The following is an 18,000-nucleotide window of genomic DNA, read 5'->3' on the forward strand; positions in this document are numbered from 1 at the left end:
CAACTGTGAGTCGTCCAGATGCGCCTGTATACACTTTTGCTTCCTTTGTTGTTGAGAATGGTCATCCAGGTGCCAAATTAGACTAGTATTTAAGTTTTTGCGTATTCAAATATTTGAATACGCAAAAAAGTGCGATGGCGTACCCGCCCACCGTAGGTGATCGCACTCCATTACTCCCTGATGAAGTAGCAGAGTGATCCCGGCGTATCTGCCCACCGTAGGCTCACACCCCAGTTGAGACAAGCGATCGCTCTGGTTCCTCATTAACTTGCACTGCAAGACTCGTGGTTTATATGCATCACTCTTTTTCAGATGTAAGCTAAAAGCACAAAAGATATGAGTTAACATCCTATGCACCAGCCCACAAGAGGCAATTACCAGGATTTTTCGCGGCAGCTTGTTACTTTGGCTGCAATCTTTGGTGCTTTTGTTATCAACGTAGTATCGAACATTTTTCCGCTCAATGGACTCAGCATAGGGGAAATTTCCAATACTTTGTTTAAAAATGTCCTGATTATCCCTGCCAATTACGCTTTTGCTATCTGGGGGCTGATTTACCTTGGGTTGTTTGCTTTTGGGGTATACCAAGCGTTGCCTTCTCAACGAGATGAGCCTGATTTACGTAAGACAGGTTATCTATTGGTGATTGCCTGTGTTGCTCAAAGTATCTGGGTGTATCTGTTTTTGTCTCGGCTTTTTGCTCTTTCTGTAATTGCAATGCTCTTGATTCTGTTGCCCCTGATTGGTGTTTATGTGCAGTTAGAAATTGGCAAATCGCGTGTACCTCGGCTGAAAAAATGGTGTGTTCACTTTCCGATTAGCATTTATCTAGGCTGGATTAGCGTGGCGACTATTGTCAACGTAGCGTGTGCCTTGTATTTTCACGGGTGGAACGGTTGGGGGATTTCTGCTGTAATCTGGACTCTGATCATGGTATCGATAGCAACAGCAGTTGCAGCATTTTTTGTCATCCAGCGTCGAGACATCGCTTATACAGGAGTAATACTCTGGGCATTGGTAGCGATGGCTGCGCCAACGTCTGCGACGAACGCACTCAAGCACTCTGATAATTCAATGCTCAGAAATGCCGCGTTGGTTTTGGCAATTGTCCTAGTTTTGACCGCTACGATTAACAGCTTACGCCCCCAACAAGAACATATTTAAGTGCGATGGCGTACCCGCCTACCATCGCTCCAGGCATATCTCACATTTCCTCGCTTATGTCTGGCAAGCGCTTTCGCGGAGCCTTCTCTAGGTGACGTACTCGACCAGGCGCAAGTTTATAAGATTTATCTGCTTCTAGCTTTACTGCGCCCGATTCACTTTCTAATTTTTTGTGTTGCGTCATGATGGTGCGTGCTGGGAGGAGTGGAAAACAGTTAATGAATTAGAGAAATTAGCACAAAAATATCCTGGGCGTTATCAAAAAACAGCATCCGGTCATTGGCGTTGCCCACCAGGAGAAGCACACGCATCACAATTTGGTCTAAAATACTGCGTTCGTACTGATGCCGAATTGAATCCCATTTTTACCCAGAACTTAATGTTTTTGTCAGATTACCTGGGATTTAAATCAAATTTGACAACAGATGTTACACAATCAGTTCTGGCTTACCTGGTCGATGGGTACAACAGTTCCGTGAAGCAGAAGCGAGTTATGGTTGCGGTTATGTCGGGTTATTACCACGCACACATCAGCAAGGGAATCGCCAACCAAAATCGCCTACAGATTCAAGTGAATTATTAGATAAATTTATTAAAGAGCATTTTGAAACACCAAGACAAGCGACAGGCGCCCCTAAAAAGAAGCAGACTCGCAAGAAAACTACATCTACTCCTGATCTTGAAATTACTGAAACGCCACTTAGTAATTCCAGTACTGACGTTCAGACGATAACCCAGGACACGCAACAGCAAACAGATAAGAGTCACCAGAAAAAGTCAGGCACACGAGTTGGACAACGCAAACCCAAGCGAGACACTGTTGGGCATGAGTCACAGTCACCTACATAAGAATGATAATCATTTGGGTGGGGGAAGAAGCTGCCTACGGCAGCTTCTTCCCATTCTGTTTATTTATTAATGAGACAGGGGTGAGCCTTGCTCACCCCTGTCTCCCCCAACTATACGATTATCATTATTACAACTCACATCTCAAGTATGAAGCATATCTTGTCCTAATTACTTTTGAACTATTTCGTGACCGTTTGGCTAAATTATGGTTCAAATCACAAATACTCCCGTATAGGTTTAGGGATTAAAAGATTAAGCCAACTATTATTGTCTTTTTCTGTTTTGCCGTAAGGATTCAGGTCAGGAGGTATTGACAAGTGTGACATCTGAGGTGGAATATCACATTGATGCAAAAAAACCTGCCTCTGAAACTAGACCGTGAAACCCTTATACAGTTGGCTTTGGAACAACTGGTGGAAATCATTGTCGAGCAGGCGATCGTTACGATTCAACAACAGCGAGAATTTTAGAATTAGAGCAAGTTAAGTCCTCGATTAGTGAATGGAGTGCAAAAGCAACAGGAGAAGCTGGTAAGCTTTTGCGATCGCTACGAGATAAATCTGAGGTTATAAACCCACACACTTATTGCATTGTTATAGATTTAGCATACCTGCATTTTGCCTTTTTTACACTAAGACACTGTGTATGACGTTGACCACTACTTTGACGCGGGTCTGGTAAGTCTGCAAATGCTTTGAAGATGGCTGGTTCAGACATTAGTCAAATTGCTGGCAAATAATCAACCTTTAATTATATCATTCAGCGTTACTTTTGAGAATGAAATAGCCCTGGCACAGACTGCTTTTTCAATTCTCGGACAAGTCTAAAGATGAAAGTCCCACTCTATGGAAAACCTACGAGATTGTGATTGTTATCTCCTGCCTTCCTGAATTTTTACCTAAATACCAATTAATAAACACTTTATTTTACTCAAACTTTACAAGAAATGAACGGATGCACGATTAGCATAAGTATGTAACTAATTATCTGCGATCCAGGGTTCATGACAAAATCACTGATGCGGTTATTACTAAATTTATGGTGCTAAAGCGGTAAAAAAGCATTCATTATTAAATAGAAGATTTCTTCTGCATAAGGCAAAAGCGGCTTGAGAATTTCCCAAGCTGTCCATCCTGCTTGCCTATATTTTGCTCCTGCTCACTCAATACGGTTTGAGCAGGGGAAGCAGGGGGGAGAGAAGAATTACTGAACAATAACCCTCTTTCCTCAACGAAGAGGCAATTCTTGCTGGGGGAAATGACCTCTTCAAGAACTGCCGTGGAATGAAGGGGGCAATATGGGTCTGAATCCTCCACAACAGCGTGGCTCTCGTACCCTACGGGAAGCTAACGCAACAGGCGGGGTGGTCACGTAGCTCTGTCGTACCCCTACGGGGATCTTGCTACGCGCAGCCTCTGGTAGAGAAGTGTCGAATCCCCTTTCTGTTCTATCCCCTTTGCTAGAAAGCTCCCCTGCTTCTTTTTCAAGAGCCTCCCCTACCTGCCTCAACCAAGAAATTCCTTAACTCAACGGTATTGCCTGCTCACTAGTAAGGCAAGTCATTAAGCATGACAAATTTACAACACTAGCCTCGTAAAAGAAAAAAGAAGGAATTGTATGAAACAATACATTAAATTTGTAATGCGTTTTTTGGCACTGGCTACTCCAGCGATCGCTACTTCGATATTGGCAACCTCGCCGAGCCAAGCTGCTACCATTGCATATTCTGAGTCAAAATTCAACATAAACAACTTTAGTAGCAGCCCTTTAAGTGTTAAGACTCTGACTGATACTGTGACTGAAACAATTAGCACAGGTGGTCAAGTAAGTGCTGATGCTAAAGCTGAGGCTAAGTTTAATGTCGATGTAAACAACTCTGCCTCCAATTGGTCCTTCAGCCAAGCTGAAGGTCAGGGTTATGGCTATACAGGGTCGGCGGAAAGCTTGGCTGGGATTATCGGTTATGACTTTACAGTAGACAAAGACAAAGAGTTTTCTTTTGATTTCAGTGGCTTCTTTAAGCTTCAAACATCCATTGATGATGCATTAACTGAAAGTGCAAATGCTTATGGATTGTTTTCATATCAGTTATACGACAGGGATAGTAATGAGCTTTTGGACTCTTTCAATATTTATGGAAATTTATCAACTCTAGGTAACAATGATGCTTTTGCATTTGAACCGAGTGATAACATAACTTTTGATTTAGGTCAGCCTTCTATTGATAAATCTTTTGGCGGAAAACAGGAATATGCTTCGACTAGCTTTAAGGGTAAATATTCCCGTACTTTCGAGCAGTCAACTCGTTTAACCTTAGTAGAATCTAAAAGTAATCAGGTGAACGTCTATACTGTCCCAGAACCCTCAACAATTCTAGGTTCACTGTTTAGTTGCACTATGCTTGGTGCTGCCTCGATACGCAAGCTTAAAAAAGCTTCTTCGGCTGCGTTGTTGGTTAATAAGGATTTAACTGGAGTTTAGTACATTTGCACCGGGGGAAGCAGTAAGGGCACAGCAATGCTGTGCCCCTACGATAAATGTGGTTCAAATATATGAAAACTGCTGTAAGTTTTAGCGATCGTTGAAAATAATTTTTTTGTTTTCACGCACCACGTATTCTGGTTAGCCCCCATAAAGAATTGGTAAGCTGTTACGTATACAACTTGCATTATCAGGGCGCTCATGTTGCCCACCCCACAATCATATTGAAAAAAATATTAGTGCAAATTGAAGGCGCAACAGCTTATCAGACATCCTCTAACTTAATTGATTGCGAAACTTGCTAAGACTAATAGTTAATAACACAACAGCAATACTAAGCAATGCCAGAATATGCATCCATAACACTTCTAAACCAACCCCTTTAAGTAAAATGCCTCGAACAATGGCAATGTAATGACGTAAGGGATTCAGCAGAGATAGGACTTGAAAAAAGGGGGGCATGGCTTCGATAGGGGCAAGCACCCCAGAAGTCTGCAATATCGGCATATTGACGAAAAATGACATCAGTACCACCTGTTGTTGCGAGCTTGAAAACATCGCCAACATAAGACCTATACTGATCCCAACAAGCAGATATATAATTGACAGCCCAAAAAATAGTAGAAAATTTCCACGCAACGGCAAACCAAAGACCAATTGTCCTAAAGTCAAAGCTAGCAGAATATCTCCCATGAGCAAAAACGCTAAGGGCAAAATTTTGGCAAGCAAAATTTCCCAGTTTGCGGCTGGTGTCATAAGTAATTGCTCCAAAGTTCCGCTATCTTTCTCTCGCACAACAGCGACTGATGAAACTAGTGTTCCAACAAGCGTTAACACTAGACCCATGACTCCCGGCACAAAATACCAGCTACTTATTAGCCCTGGATTATACAAAAACACCACTTGGAGTGATACTGGAGGATTCAGCTGGGTTTGCCCAAAGTTACGATTATAATTTTGAATAATCTGAGTCATGTAGCCACTGGCAATGCCTGCTGCGTTTGCATCCACTCCATCAATGAATATTTGAATCTCAGCTTCTTTTTTTGCCAGCTTTCTGGGGAATTCTGGTGGAATGAGCACCCCCACATTCAGTTTGCCTTCTTCTACTTGACGGCTTAAATCTTTCTCAGTTGTTGGTACAGATTCTATGCTAAAAATGCCATTAGAGGTCATTGCCTGAACCAGTTCTCGACTAGCACCTACATTCGCATAATCAATAACACCCAATTTCAAATTATGTACATCAGGATTAAGTGCAAATCCATAAAGTAATAATTGCATCGTTGGTGGCACAATCAGCAGAATAATTAACTGCTTATCTCGCAAAATTTGATTGATTTCTTTGCGAAGTAATGCCCAAAATGAACTATTAAATAGTCGTGAAAAAAACATATTGGTTAGTAGTTAGAGGTTGGAGGGTAGTAAGCTTTAGGTTATATAATTTGTGTGTGCAATGCCTTTAATGTAAGGAATCTACGCTACAAAGAGTGCAACTTTTAGGCGCAACAGCTTAAAATAATTAGGAATCAATAATTAGCAAGTAACAGTTTAATAAGGCAATTGCATCCTACCTAAAGCACGACGCGTTATATTAAAAAACACCAATCCAAAAACAATCAGCATGACTATATCAAACCAAACTCCTGCCCATCCGGTACCCCTGACAAATGCATCACGAGTGATATCTATAAAATAGCGGGCGGGAACTATGTTAGGCATAAGTGATATGGGAAAGGGAATGTTGCTAATAGGATAAATAAAACCAGACAGTAATAGAGAGGTAACAAAACCGATCACAGAGACACTTTGTACAGCAGCATTTTGGTTACTGCTTCGTACCCCAAATAGCAAACCAAACAAAACACTGTCTGTGAGAAAGAGGAGGGTTCCTATTAACAAGGTGATAGAATCGCCTACTAAGCGAACCTGGAAAATTAGCGACCCTAGCCCCATCACTATGAATGCTTGAAGGATAGCTATCAGCAGGTAAGCCAGTCCTTTACCAAGTAACAGTTCAGTTGCACTTATACTAGAAGCGTAAAGTTGTAATATGGTGCCTTTTTCCTTTTCTCTCACCATTGAGATCGCTGTCAGTAAAGACGGAAAAATCCACAAAACCACAGCGTAGACTCCCGGTACAATATACAAGGACTCTAACCGACCGGGGTTAAACCATAAACGAATTCGAGGTGTGACGCTGCTATTAAATGTCATAAGTCCTTGCTCTTGCATAAAAAAATTCGTCACTCTCTGAATGCTGTTTTTTATGACACGAGCATTATTGACATCCGTAGCATCAATCAACACTTGCATCGTAGCATTTCTACCAGCTTGCACATCTCGGCTGAATTGAGGAGGGATAATGACTGCTGCCTTAGCAATGCCACGGTCGATGGCATCCCGCACCGGGTCGTTTCCCGACCATTGGGTGGGCATAAACTGATTGGTGGCGTATAGTCGCTCAATATAGCTACTGCTAATGTTTGTACGGTTAAAATCTTGTACGATTAACGGAATATTTTTACTTTCTAAGCGAATTGCAAACCCAAAAATTAGTAACGTCATAAATGGCAGTAGAAATGCCAACCCTAATGTCAGGCGATCGCGCTGAAACTGTACTAGTTCTTTGGTAAACTGAGCAAAAATCCGTTTCATAAATATAAAAAAATATAAAAAATTCTAGTTTTGCGCTCGTTGTACTATACCGATGAAAGCGTCTTCTAGGGAGAAAGAAATGGGGCGGACACGGTAAATGGTGATTTTAGCAGATTCTATCAGCTTTAAGAGTCGAGGAAGTTCTTGATCGGGATCGTCAAGGACAACGTGTAAGCTATCGGCAAAGATGGAGACACGCCAAGGCTCAAGGTATTGTTTGAGTAAATCGGCAGCAGCTTGGTTTTGGTTGACGATAACCTCCATAAGTTGTCCGGGTTGACTGGCTTTAATCGAACTAGGAGAACCCGATATGACGGTTTCTCCCGCAACCATAAAACTCATGCGATTACACTGTTCAGCCTCTTCAAGGTAGTGCGTAGTCACCAAAATAGCTGTCCCGTTGCGGGCAAAGTCATTAATCAGCTTCCAAAACTGGCGGCGTGCAAGCGGATCGACCCCTGATGTTGGCTCATCAAGGAATAGAATATCTGGTTCGTGCATTACCGAAGCACCAAAAGCAACTCGCTGCTTCCAACCACCCGGTAGCTGCCCGGTAAGCATCTTTTCCTGCCCCTCTAAGCCACAGATGGCAATCACCCAATCAATTTTCTCTTGGCGTAGCTTGCGAGGTACACCATAAACACCGCAATAAAACTCCAGATTTTCCAAAATTGTTAGGTCATCGTAAAGGGTGAATTTCTGGCTCATGTAGCCAATACGCCGCCGCAATTCAGCACTACGGAGGTTGCTTGTTTCGCCTCCAAGAGAAATGACACCACCACTGGCTTTAAGCAATCCACACAACATTTTGATTGTGGTGGTTTTCCCAGATCCATTCGCACCTAAGAGTCCGAATATTTCGCCGTAGCGCACCTCAAGGTTGACGCTTTTGACTGCTTGAAAATTGCCAAAAAAGCGGTTGAGGTTGTGAGCATATATGGCAATGGATGAGGAACTAGAGTTAATTTCTCTATCGCCTTCTGTTACGGTTAAGCTATAGTTCTCCACTTTCCATTGCTTGTTTGTTGCCTTGGCTCTCGGAAATGGAAAAAATTGTGTTGCTAACCCCTGTTGCCGTAAATGGGTAACGAAGACGTTTTCTAATGTGGGGCTACTACACTCAATACTAAAGGATGATAATTGTTGCTGTTGCAGCAGATGATGCACCTGTGTATGACCTAAAGTCATATCCTTGACAAGGACATCAAGGCGATCGCCAAATGTTTGCACATCTACAATGTTTGCTTGTGCAGTCTGTAATAAGACTTGTTCGCTTAATTGCAGATTTGACGTATGAACTTCTAGGCGATGTAAAGCTAAACTGGAGCGTAAAGAAGCAGGAGTACCAATTTTTTGAATTTGACCTTCATACATCAAAGCTACACGATGGCAGCGTTCTGCTTCATCTAAGTAAGGTGTAGCAACGACAATAGTCATACCTTCCGCCGATAGTTGCGCTAGCACATCCCAGAACTCTCGCCGTGAAACCGGGTCAACACCTGTGGTGGGTTCATCCAGTAACAAGACTTGGGGCTGTGAAATTAAAACACAGCAAAGTGCTAGTTTTTGTTTCATACCGCCTGAGAGTTTTCCAGCCTGCCTCTCGGCAAACTGCTCCAAGTTCATCAAGCGTAGCAAGCGATCGCGACGTGTCCAAAACAAATCATCCGGCACTTGCCGCAAGCCTGCTGCATAACGTAAATTTTCATTAATGTTGAGATCCAAGTACAGAGAAAACTGCTGCGTCAAATACCCCGTTATTGAGCGAGCATCCCGTGCAAGCTGACCAAATACCTGCACTTCTCCGGCTGTGGGTTCCATCACGCCACCTAGAATATGAAAGGTTGTGGTTTTCCCTGCACCATCAGGGCCAATCAGCCCAAACATCTCACCCTGTTGCACTGTCAAATCAATCCCCCGCACTGCGGCTAAACGACCATAGTGCTTGTGCAAGCCTCGAATGTAGATGCTTTCAGTTGAAAGACTTACGGCTTGGGGTAAAATTTGAGTGCCACTTGTGACTGTGTGATCCATTGCCTATTACTCTGCACCCTTCAATAGAATTTCTGCATCAGCTGGCATCCCAATCTTGGCACAGGGTAAATCTGCACCAGCGTAGGGTTTTTTAGGGTTAAAGCAACTCGCAGGGTTTTCAACACTCATGCGAATACCAACAACTTGCTTGACCCTATCCTTCTGAAAATAGATATTCTCAGGTGTAAACGAGGCTTGTGGATCGATGGCAATTACCTTACCTTTGAGGGGTTTATTAGGCGCAGAATCTAATAAGATTTTAGCTACCTGTCCTTGGCGCACTTTGCCAATATCCCCTTCAGGGATAAAACCCCTCAAATAAATCGTATAGGGATCGATCACCGTCAGAATGTTCGTTTGGCTATCCACCACTGCACCTGGTTCTACACTGCGGGCAGTTACAACACCGTCTAGAGGACTGACAACATTTAGGTCTTTATTGGAATCTTTAATTTGGGTAAGGAGTTGTTGCTCTGATGCCAACGCAACTTTGACCTTTGCCTGAGCAGATTTCACTTGCGCCCAAGCAGATTTCATTTGAGCATAGGTTTGAGCACGCTTTCTCCTTAACGCTTCTAACTGCGCGTTTCTTATACCGGGGTTGAAACCAGTTGATTGTGCTTGGCTCAGTCCCGCTTGGGCAGCGCTTAACTGCTCAGAAGCCGCATTTACTGCTGCCTGTTGTGCCTGTAAAGTTGCGATCGCAGTGTCGAAGGTAGTTTGTGTTTGGTCAAATTGCTGTTGGGTAATTGCTCCATCGTTCAACAATTTAGCATAGCGATCGCGATTTATTTTAGCTAGCTTGACTTCTGCTGCTGCCTGTTTGAGTACCGCCTGCGCTTGCACCACTTGTGCCCTAGCTGCCGCAGTGTTAGCTCGTGCTTGATTAACTTGACCTACCGTATCACCTCTAGACTGCTGTAAATTAAGTTGTGCTTCAAGGATTTGGCTGTTGACTTCTTCTATCTCACCTTGTACCCGCTCTACATCTGAACGAGCCTGTTGTTCATCAGATTGAGCAGACGCAACCTGTGCCTTTGCAGATTGCAGTTGTCCTTGCAGCAGTTGGTCGTTGCTGTTATCTAATTTTATTAATTTTTCACCCTTTTTAACCGCTGCGCCTTCGCGTACTGCGATCGACTCAATTCGTCCCGAATGCTTGACGCCAATCTCAGTCTCATAACCTTCAATCCGTCCACTTACCTTGAGTATGTCTGCTCTAGGTTGCGGCTGTAAGCTCCAAAATAGATAACCAATACCTGCTAAAATCGTCACCGTTGCCAATATCAAAGGAACCGCTTTGGTGCGATGCTGCTTTGCTGGTGACACTGGAGCAGGAAGACTTTCTGTATATTTAGAGACAGTCTGAGCCATGCTATTACCCTTGATTACTAATTTATGGATTGGATTCCCATCTTGCAGCAAGCCTTAAACTAAAGTTTGGGCTTATAGAGGGGCGAAATTATCCCTAATTAATACAATACAATCTGTGTTGTCAACAGAGCTAAGATAAATACAAAATCAACTGCCGAACCAACTAGAGAACCAAAAATCTTTGTAGGTAAAGCATTGCCAAAAAACATTACCACTGTTCCCACAAACATCCAAGGCCATTGGATTTCACGCCAAATGTAGAATCCTGCCACACCAACTAACAAAGCGATTAAAATTGTCAAAATTGGCGCTTGACTCTTTTTAGGTTTATATCGCAAACTGCCAGCAAAAGTTATTGGTGCAAGTTCCAAGTGCTTAAAATTAGTCACCAATGCCAATCCAATCAAACCAAATGTAATCGTCCAGGAACCAGAGAGCAAAATCGGTTTACTTGCCCACAACACACCAGCAGCACTAGCTAGTTTAACAGCCACCACCACTAACAATGGAATCAATAAATCATGTAATAAGAAGCGCAGACGATTAAGTAATTTTAGGAAATTACCTTCATTAATTAAACGACCCAGCGAAATAATCAGATTGTCATAGGTCATTCCAGCTATCACTAACAGCAGCAACAATATGTTGGCATGGTGTGAGTGTTGCCATAAACTTATGCTCCATGTAGCTAAGACTAAATTAGCTACCGTATAGAGTGGATATAAGATAGCCCCCATAATTTAATTCCTAGTATTTTTAGAGAACGAAAACTTAGAGGATGTTTGAAAAGTTCTCTTCTCGGTAACAAAACGTTCTAGATCCCCCTAAATCCCCCTTGAAAAGGGGGACTTTAATTCCAGTTCCCCCCTTTTTAAGGGGGGTTAGGGGGGATCAATAAGTGCCTAAAATCACAGCTAACTACTTTTCAAACAAGCTCTAAGGCAAACACATCTAAATAAAATTTCAAAGCCTTGACTGAAATGAATATGCATTTGCATCGCGCCATTAGCGACATTACAAGTACGACGTTAAAAATGAAGGGCTAGAGTCAAAGTTTAACTCCAGCCCTAAATATGCAGCTTTAGGTAATGCCTAAAGCATTAAGTTGTCTAAAAGGGTAAAGTAAAACCCCGGCTTGCTGTTCCAAAGACTACGGTGAAATTTCCTAGTGTACCACCAAGGGAACTCTGACTCACTGTCTCGACACCCGATGATCCACCACTAGAAAAACCTACGCCGACTCCTGAGCTTGAGCCAACAGCTTGAACACCAGGTGTCTGACCCCCATGAACAGCCTCCAAATCTGTAGCTGATACTTCTTCAAGCAAGCTAGATTGTAATTCAGCGATTTTGATATTAGCCATAATTTCCTCTTTGAGTTTTCTTGGTAATACGTTGACGTATCTTATTTACTATCCTTCTAAAATTTTCCCTGATGATTTTTAAGTTCCAGGGAAAGATCGTGAGAAACCACCAGCAAAAAGAGAAGCATTGACAACTGGCGATCCAACCCCTGCATTTAAGCTAGCAGTTGATTGAGTACCGTTTTCAATCCTTCCCCCCCCAATAGCTACACCTGTGACAAGAGTAGATCCAACTGTAGTAAATTGGAACGCTTGGCCTCCATTAACTAACCGTAAATCGGCATCAGAAAGTTTCTCGAATTGGCTTTCTGGCTGCAATTCAGATATTTTTATCGTAGCCATAGATTCTATCTATTCAAAAGAGATTAATTGAAAGCTGAACTGCTTTAGTTCAACAAAATAACTATAAACAATTTAAAAAATTTTGCAAGACCTTTTATCCTTAATTTTTGTAAAGTTTATCTTTAATATATATTTGCTAAAAAACAACAATTTAGGTAGACTACAACGCCACCTAAATTGTTGTCTTAGTTCTTAATTATCAGAATTATTAATATGAAAATTATATCTGCTTGATAATTGACTGTTACAGTAATTATCTTGAACGCCAGCATTTTTTACACCATTATTGGTCTAGAAGCACTTCAGAGGATGTTTGAAAAGTGGTATGTTGTGATTTTAATCGAATTATTACCTCCCTTAATCCCCCCTTATCAAGGGGGGAAACAAGAAAATCCCGTTCCCTCCCCTTTATAAGGGGAGGGTTAGGGTGGGGTAAAAAATATTTGATACATCAATCATGACTTTTCAAACATCCTCTCAAGCCAAAGTGCCAAACAAGCGAATTGTTATTTTATTTGACTATAGAGTTAGAGGTTGTTTGAAAAGTATTTGGCTGTGATTTTAGGTAATTATTGATCCCCCCTATACCCCCCTTAAGAAGTGGGGTATAGGAGTCAAAGTCCCCCTTTTTAAGGGGGATTTAGAGGGATCTAAAACTTTTGATACCGACAAGAAGACTTTTCAAACAACCTCTTAGAGTATGTTTGCATTTACAAACATACTCTAACGACCAGAAGACTTCCGTTAAGTTTTATTGCTAAACTTGAAAAAAGGCATTTGAGGCTAACGTGGTCTTACTGGTCTTATTGTTCCTTGAATCAAAGTTCCACCCTGTACTGTTTGATTAGAGAAAGATCCTGTAATTGAAGCAAAACTAGCATTACTAGCTTGTATCTCATTACGTCCTGTGTAGTCGGCAATAAGTAAGGTTCCAGTTGTAGATAGTAGAATTACAGCACCCTCGCCTCCAACTAAGTTTTCGGCTTTCACATCATTTAGAGATTCTAAGTAACCCTGCTGGCAGTCTAAATCACGAATTTTCACCATATTTTCCTTTTGTTAACTTCCTATTTAGGATTATTGTCTGTGTACAATCTACTAATTAAAACCATGATCTTCGTCGTGGCTTCTAGGTAATAGATTTTAAACTAAGCGGCTTTTATGGAGATGCCAATAAAGGCTACCTAAAATTTGGTTATACAAGCTTTAAAAAGCTGTTGCAGATGTAGAGGCAAAGACACCAATAGCAGCAGCACCAAAAGCAGCAGCACCAGCAGCAGCACCAGCAGCAGCGCCACTAGCGCTACCACCACCACTAGCTAAAATATTGGCACTAGTTAAACCAGTCCTCTGAACTGAGAAGCTTGAATCAAAATTGCTCCTGTTAGCAGCATTAAAACTAACTGCTAAACCAGTTTCAAGTTGTCCCCCTTGTACTTGACTAAGATCGGAAACTTCATTTTCACAAAAACTGAGATCGAAAATTCTTAATCGTTCCATAAATAAAGCTCTTCTTGGCAAACAGATATATCGCTGAAAGTTGTAAAAAACTTTCAGCAATTTTTCTATCTTAAATGCACTGTGCTACACTGTAGTACTAGGGCATATTTAGTTCGCAGAAACTGATTGAGAGCTAGAGCTAGAACTAGCTGAGTTAAACGTTCTGAAGCGGAAGCTCTTTGAAAAAGCAGAGGTAAAAGTGGAAGTCGATGTGACAGCCAAGGAGTTACCAACAGCAGATCCACCAGAGAAAGCTTCTGCAATTGCTAATCCACCTTGAATGTTCTTATCTTCAAGAACGGTTTCTACATGAGAAAGATCATTGATAATCATGATTTTACTTTTCTAAGAATTAGTAAAGTTAACTTGTTTGCTTTTGTGCCACTAGAATTTATTTTTTGTGACAAAAGAATAATAACACTATTAAAAATCAATAAATAGTAGTTTTACATAAACTTTATTTTATTGCCGTAAGCAATAAAATAAAATTTATATTAATGCAAATTGCTGGTTATCGACATCATTTTTATTTGATAAAATAAATCGTTGATTAACATTAAAATGGGAGCATCCCAAATGTGTAAGTTATATCAAAACCACGTTATGAATTGTCATTGCGTTCGCCCAAGGCGTTCCCGCAGGGTACGCAACGTAGTGGAGTGAAGCAATCCCATATCTTGCGATTGCTTGTCTGCGACACGCTGCGCGAACACTACGCTATCGCTTCATTCGCTTTTAACTTACACCTTTGTGCAAAATTGGGATGCTCCCATTAAAATTCTATGTAATTGACGACAAAATTGTGATTTTTATAACACTTTTACAATTAAATCATCGTCTTTTATATAGGCCAAGCCTTGCTATGATTACCATTAAAGAAGATTGCTACAATCAATGCCGTTGTGATAATTTACTTCACATCTAGGATCATTAATAATTCGTAATTCGTAATTCGTAATGGGCAACTCTTAGAGACGCACTCGCGTTCGCCCCGCAACGCTTTCGTAAATTTTGTTTTGTAATGGGGATTTAACCCCAACACAAAACAAAATTTTTATTGAACCGGGGGACTTAAACCCACGGAACTAGTTAAAGTCCCCCAATTTATCGGAAATCAAAGGGTTTAAGACCCCCAATACAGTTCAGTTAGCGCCAAAAACCATAAACTGCGTAGGTTGGGTGGCAATACGGTTCGGTTAAGGTGCATAGGCCTTAAAGATCCCCCTTAGTCCCCCTTAAAAAGGGGGAAATAGAGCCATTTTTAGCCCCCCTTAAAAAGGGGGGTTGGGGGGATCGAGTCTTATCCGAACCGTATTGGGTTGGGTGGAGGAACGAAACCCAACATTTTCGCGGGTTTGTTGGGTTTCACTACGTTCCACCCAACCTACAATTATCCTTAACCCAAGTATTGTTAAGACCCCAACCATTACACGTAGTATCATTTTCAGTCGGGGTTTAAATCGAACGTAGTTGCCACAACGCTCTTAACCCGCGCATCGCCCTTGGCGTCTCCCCTTGGGAGAAGGCACTTCTCAACTCTTAGAGACGCATTCGCGTTCGTCTGAAAATGTCTAAAATGTTTGAATTTTGTTAGCGCAGCGTAAAGCCTTCTCTTCTTAGGCTGCGCCAACGGCATGGCAACGCTATGAGCGAGTCCGCGTTCGCGCAGCGTCTCGTAGAGAGCGTCATTTTGAATTTTGAATTGTTAACGGGGGATTTAGGGGGATCTCCAAAGGTTAGGTGTATACAAAAAAACTTTTCAGACATCCTCTTATACTCTGTTAATACTTTCAGAATCAAAATATCCAGGCTGCACATGTTTAGCCGAAGAGTTAACTGAAAACTGGTATGGGCTTAAGCTGACGGGAGACGTTCTTGGGATAGTTGTAAATTGCTATCTGAACCTAGCTGAACCACAATTTCTAGTTGCTCGATTTGTCCCTTTAACCAATCAAAAAATAATTCTTGCTGTATTTGAAAGCGCATCTGTTCGTCTAATTGCGGTTGAATGATTTCCTCCACCCAAATCAAATAGACCCCTTTCTGTGTAGTGATGGGTTTGATAACTTGTGGTGGATTTGCAGCAAATACCGTAGTAGCAATTTCGGGTCGAAAATCTCTACGGTGTCGAATACCTTGATATCCTCCCGCACGACGAAGTTCTGGATTTTGGATGTAATAACGAGCTATTTCTGGAAAGCTGATTTCGCCTTCTTGAAGGGCATAAAACAGTTCCAAAGCTAAATCTCTATCTTCTAAGATGACTTCATATGTAACGGCAGCAACATAATTGAGTTTGTGTTGGTAAAAGAAGTGTTCAACCTTATTTGCAAATAGAAAATGTGCCAACTTTCGAGAGAGTATGTTGATCTCGATTGAGGTTTCAAAATCATCTAGAGAAAGATGATATTTTTTCAGCCATGCCCAGGTGTCAGCAGCTTTAACAAGTTTTTGCTCAAACCGTATTCTATCTGCTTCCTCCTGTATTTCTTCTGGTGTGACCGTAATTTCTGCTTCTAGGGCTGCTTTGGCGATAATTTTTTCCGTAGCAACAGCTTCCAATACACCAGGGATTTGGCAGGAAAGTTTAAGCTTGTGAATTATATCTTCTTGAGAAATATTCAAAATGTTCGACATGATAAGCAAGCACTGATGATTGTAAACTAAAGCTCTAAACCACTTTTCTGCAATTTCTTAAATGGGTCTAACATGTAGTCAATCATGCGGCGTTGGCGGACAATGACTTCAGCAGTGGCTGTTTGTCCAGCAGTTAATGGGATATGCTTGTCACCATTTTTGATATAGGGCTGCTTTAGGGTGATTTCTAACTCATAGGTTTCTATATTGCCTTGAGGTGTTTCCCTGGTTTTAGAGTCAGGAGAAATCCAATTGACTTTCCCCTCCACGATGCCATACTCCTGAAATGGATAGGCATCAAACTTAATTTTGACTGGCATTCCCACTTTCATGAAACCGCTTTCGGTGTTGGGCATATTGGCTTTTAGTACTAAGCCAGCATGTTCCGGTGCTATTTGAGCAATTCTCTGGCCTATTTGTACTACAGATCCTGCCTTGGTGATAGGCAATTCAAAAATCACACCATCAATAGGCGATCGCACCACTCGTTGGCGCAACTCAATCTTGATGGATACTATCTGGCTTCTGGTTTGAGCAATTTCTGATTTCAGGGAGTTTATTTGTGTTTGTAGTTCTTTGAGTTGTTCCTGTATTTGAAGTTCTGCCAGCTTACCTGCATGGATTAGGCTTTGATAATTGCGTTGTTCTTGTTGCAAGCGCAGAGAGGCTTGTTGGATCTCCGACTGAGCCTGAAGAAGAGTTTTCTGATAGATGTTCTGTTGTTCTTTAAGGCTGGACTGAGCTTGAGAAATCTCGATTTTAGCTTTGAGAAGAAGTTCATAGTTTTCTTTTTCTAACTGTTTCATTTCACTGAAGCGGTCTTGTGAAATGGCACCTTCCTCATAGGCTTTTTTATAGCGTGGAACTTTTTCTTGAGCACCTCGGAAACTAATCTCGGCTACTTTATATACTGCTTTACCAGAACCGAGAGCTTGCTGCGTCTGGTTAACTTTAGCCAATTGTTGCGCGTTCTGAAAGTTATAAGTAGCTTTGAGAGTATTCAGATTTTGTTGTGCCTGCTCAACTTGAGAAAGTTTTGCCAATTGTTGAGCTTGGTTTTGTTGCTTCTGAGTCTGCACAGAAATTATTAATTGGTTTTTGAGTATTTCTAAAGAACCTTGCCGATTTTGCAGCCCTTCAAGCTTTAAGTTTGCTTGTTCGAGTTGAGTTTTTAGAACATCTGAATTCAACTCCAGTAGAACCTGTCCTGCTTTTACGGTTTCGCCCTCTTTAACCCTAACAAAAGTGATACTCCCACTAGCTGGAGTATCTAATTTTTGGGTAGCGCCTTTTGGTTCTATGCGCCCTCGAGCGCTCCCTGTTTCATCGACTTTGGAGAGCATTGACCAAGGTAAGATGATAACAATAAAGCCGAATAGCACATACAGCAAAGAGCGCGTCCATAGGCGTGGTAAAGCATCTAGCAGTTCTTCAGTGCCATAATACCAATCCTGCGCCTTATTGGGCGTCTCTATTTTGTTTTGAAGATCAAAAGATTCTGCATTATCTTCTGGCTGGATGTATTTTCTATACTCATCCGGTTCCTGTTTGGAAAACCCAGATGATGAATTGAGAGATGGGTGTGGCATAGCTTCAT

At 41.7% G+C, this 18,000-nt stretch carries 16 protein-coding genes and 1 pseudogene; 4 read left to right on the forward strand and 13 right to left on the reverse strand.

The genetic code is table 11. The annotated features are described in order from the left end of the window. Nucleotides 1-351 precede the first annotated feature (351 nt). From LC653_RS31155 to LC653_RS31165, 4 genes are all read left to right on the forward strand, one after another. Entirely contained in the window at nucleotides 352-1,164 is an 813-nt protein-coding gene (locus tag LC653_RS31155; RefSeq protein ID WP_229498490.1) for a TspO-related membrane protein, read from the forward strand. A gap of 172 nt (nucleotides 1,165-1,336) precedes the next feature. Continuing rightward, complete coding sequence (locus LC653_RS31160; protein WP_229498491.1) at nucleotides 1,337-1,747, forward strand: hypothetical protein; 411 nt, start codon at nucleotides 1,337-1,339, stop codon at nucleotides 1,745-1,747. Between the two features lie 613 nt (nucleotides 1,748-2,360). Then, nucleotides 2,361-2,483 carry a hypothetical protein gene (locus tag LC653_RS46455; protein ID WP_267923241.1) on the forward strand — a complete coding sequence of 41 codons (123 nt, stop codon included), beginning with the start codon at nucleotides 2,361-2,363 and terminating at the stop codon, nucleotides 2,481-2,483. A gap of 1,147 nt (nucleotides 2,484-3,630) precedes the next feature. After that, nucleotides 3,631-4,494: a PEP-CTERM sorting domain-containing protein gene (locus LC653_RS31165; protein ID WP_229498492.1), complete on the forward strand. Its 864-nt coding sequence runs from the start codon at nucleotides 3,631-3,633 to the stop codon at nucleotides 4,492-4,494. Nucleotides 4,495-4,770: 276 nt separating this feature from the next. Here the strand turns inward: LC653_RS31165 and LC653_RS31170 are convergent, their stop codons facing one another. The 13 genes and pseudogenes from LC653_RS31170 to LC653_RS31225 all read right to left on the reverse strand — a co-directional run bounded on the left by LC653_RS31170 (nucleotide 4,771) and on the right by LC653_RS31225 (nucleotide 17,992). Further along, nucleotides 4,771-5,889 carry an ABC transporter permease gene (locus LC653_RS31170; protein WP_229498493.1) on the reverse strand — a complete coding sequence of 373 codons (1,119 nt, stop codon included), beginning with the start codon at nucleotides 5,887-5,889 and terminating at the stop codon, nucleotides 4,771-4,773. Between the two features lie 156 nt (nucleotides 5,890-6,045). Next, the gene (locus LC653_RS31175; RefSeq protein ID WP_229498494.1) at nucleotides 6,046-7,152 is read right to left on the reverse strand and encodes an ABC transporter permease; all 1,107 of its coding nucleotides are present in this window, start codon (nucleotides 7,150-7,152) and stop codon (nucleotides 6,046-6,048) included. 24 nt (nucleotides 7,153-7,176) lie between these two features. Continuing rightward, nucleotides 7,177-9,186, reverse strand: coding sequence for an ATP-binding cassette domain-containing protein (locus LC653_RS31180; protein ID WP_229498495.1), 2,010 nt, complete (start codon nucleotides 9,184-9,186; stop codon nucleotides 7,177-7,179). A gap of 6 nt (nucleotides 9,187-9,192) precedes the next feature. Beyond that, nucleotides 9,193-10,560: an HlyD family secretion protein gene (locus tag LC653_RS31185; RefSeq protein WP_229498496.1), complete on the reverse strand. Its 1,368-nt coding sequence runs from the start codon at nucleotides 10,558-10,560 to the stop codon at nucleotides 9,193-9,195. A 98-nt stretch (nucleotides 10,561-10,658) separates the two neighbouring features. Further along, the gene (locus tag LC653_RS31190) at nucleotides 10,659-11,297 is read right to left on the reverse strand and encodes a hypothetical protein (RefSeq protein ID WP_229498497.1); all 639 of its coding nucleotides are present in this window, start codon (nucleotides 11,295-11,297) and stop codon (nucleotides 10,659-10,661) included. Between the two features lie 372 nt (nucleotides 11,298-11,669). Continuing rightward, complete coding sequence (locus LC653_RS31195; protein WP_229498498.1) at nucleotides 11,670-11,924, reverse strand: hypothetical protein; 255 nt, start codon at nucleotides 11,922-11,924, stop codon at nucleotides 11,670-11,672. 78 nt (nucleotides 11,925-12,002) lie between these two features. Next, complete coding sequence (locus LC653_RS31200; protein ID WP_229498499.1) at nucleotides 12,003-12,266, reverse strand: hypothetical protein; 264 nt, start codon at nucleotides 12,264-12,266, stop codon at nucleotides 12,003-12,005. A gap of 783 nt (nucleotides 12,267-13,049) precedes the next feature. Continuing rightward, nucleotides 13,050-13,313: a hypothetical protein gene (locus LC653_RS31205; RefSeq protein ID WP_229498500.1), complete on the reverse strand. Its 264-nt coding sequence runs from the start codon at nucleotides 13,311-13,313 to the stop codon at nucleotides 13,050-13,052. A gap of 159 nt (nucleotides 13,314-13,472) precedes the next feature. Continuing rightward, the gene (locus LC653_RS31210) at nucleotides 13,473-13,766 is read right to left on the reverse strand and encodes a hypothetical protein (RefSeq protein ID WP_229498501.1); all 294 of its coding nucleotides are present in this window, start codon (nucleotides 13,764-13,766) and stop codon (nucleotides 13,473-13,475) included. 108 nt (nucleotides 13,767-13,874) lie between these two features. Continuing rightward, the gene (locus LC653_RS31215; protein ID WP_229498502.1) at nucleotides 13,875-14,099 is read right to left on the reverse strand and encodes a hypothetical protein; all 225 of its coding nucleotides are present in this window, start codon (nucleotides 14,097-14,099) and stop codon (nucleotides 13,875-13,877) included. 479 nt (nucleotides 14,100-14,578) lie between these two features. Then, nucleotides 14,579-14,676: pseudogene (locus LC653_RS47985) on the reverse strand (IS982 family transposase); the annotation flags it as partial. A 944-nt stretch (nucleotides 14,677-15,620) separates the two neighbouring features. Continuing rightward, nucleotides 15,621-16,403: a peptidylprolyl isomerase gene (locus tag LC653_RS31220; RefSeq protein ID WP_229498503.1), complete on the reverse strand. Its 783-nt coding sequence runs from the start codon at nucleotides 16,401-16,403 to the stop codon at nucleotides 15,621-15,623. Nucleotides 16,404-16,429: 26 nt separating this feature from the next. Beyond that, a complete protein-coding gene (locus LC653_RS31225; RefSeq protein WP_229498504.1) occupies nucleotides 16,430-17,992 on the reverse strand; it encodes a beta-barrel domain-containing protein in 1,563 nt (520 codons plus the stop codon). Between the last annotated feature and the right edge of the window lie 8 nt (nucleotides 17,993-18,000).

It is taken from the genome of Nostoc mirabile CHAB5784 (assembly GCF_020829645.1).
GTDB lineage: Bacteria > Cyanobacteriota > Cyanobacteriia > Cyanobacteriales > Nostocaceae > Nostoc > Nostoc mirabile.

Bases quoted from the DNA above. Each gene is read 5' to 3' on its own strand.
- LC653_RS31155 (WP_229498490.1), top strand. From the start codon at position 352: ATGCACCAGCCCACAAGAGGCAATTACCAGGATTTTTCGCGGCAGCTT.
- LC653_RS46455 (WP_267923241.1), top strand. From the start codon at position 2,361: ATGCAAAAAAACCTGCCTCTGAAACTAGACCGTGAAACCCTTATACAG.
- LC653_RS31165 (WP_229498492.1), top strand. From the start codon at position 3,631: ATGAAACAATACATTAAATTTGTAATGCGTTTTTTGGCACTGGCTACT.
- LC653_RS31170 (WP_229498493.1), bottom strand. From the start codon at position 5,889: ATGTTTTTTTCACGACTATTTAATAGTTCATTTTGGGCATTACTTCGC.
- LC653_RS31175 (WP_229498494.1), bottom strand. From the start codon at position 7,152: ATGAAACGGATTTTTGCTCAGTTTACCAAAGAACTAGTACAGTTTCAG.
- LC653_RS31180 (WP_229498495.1), bottom strand. From the start codon at position 9,186: ATGGATCACACAGTCACAAGTGGCACTCAAATTTTACCCCAAGCCGTA.
- LC653_RS31185 (WP_229498496.1), bottom strand. From the start codon at position 10,560: ATGGCTCAGACTGTCTCTAAATATACAGAAAGTCTTCCTGCTCCAGTG.
- LC653_RS31190 (WP_229498497.1), bottom strand. From the start codon at position 11,297: ATGGGGGCTATCTTATATCCACTCTATACGGTAGCTAATTTAGTCTTA.
- LC653_RS31195 (WP_229498498.1), bottom strand. From the start codon at position 11,924: ATGGCTAATATCAAAATCGCTGAATTACAATCTAGCTTGCTTGAAGAA.
- LC653_RS31200 (WP_229498499.1), bottom strand. From the start codon at position 12,266: ATGGCTACGATAAAAATATCTGAATTGCAGCCAGAAAGCCAATTCGAG.
- LC653_RS31205 (WP_229498500.1), bottom strand. From the start codon at position 13,313: ATGGTGAAAATTCGTGATTTAGACTGCCAGCAGGGTTACTTAGAATCT.
- LC653_RS31210 (WP_229498501.1), bottom strand. From the start codon at position 13,766: ATGGAACGATTAAGAATTTTCGATCTCAGTTTTTGTGAAAATGAAGTT.
- LC653_RS31215 (WP_229498502.1), bottom strand. From the start codon at position 14,099: ATGATTATCAATGATCTTTCTCATGTAGAAACCGTTCTTGAAGATAAG.
- LC653_RS31220 (WP_229498503.1), bottom strand. From the start codon at position 16,403: ATGTCGAACATTTTGAATATTTCTCAAGAAGATATAATTCACAAGCTT.
- LC653_RS31225 (WP_229498504.1), bottom strand. From the start codon at position 17,992: ATGCCACACCCATCTCTCAATTCATCATCTGGGTTTTCCAAACAGGAA.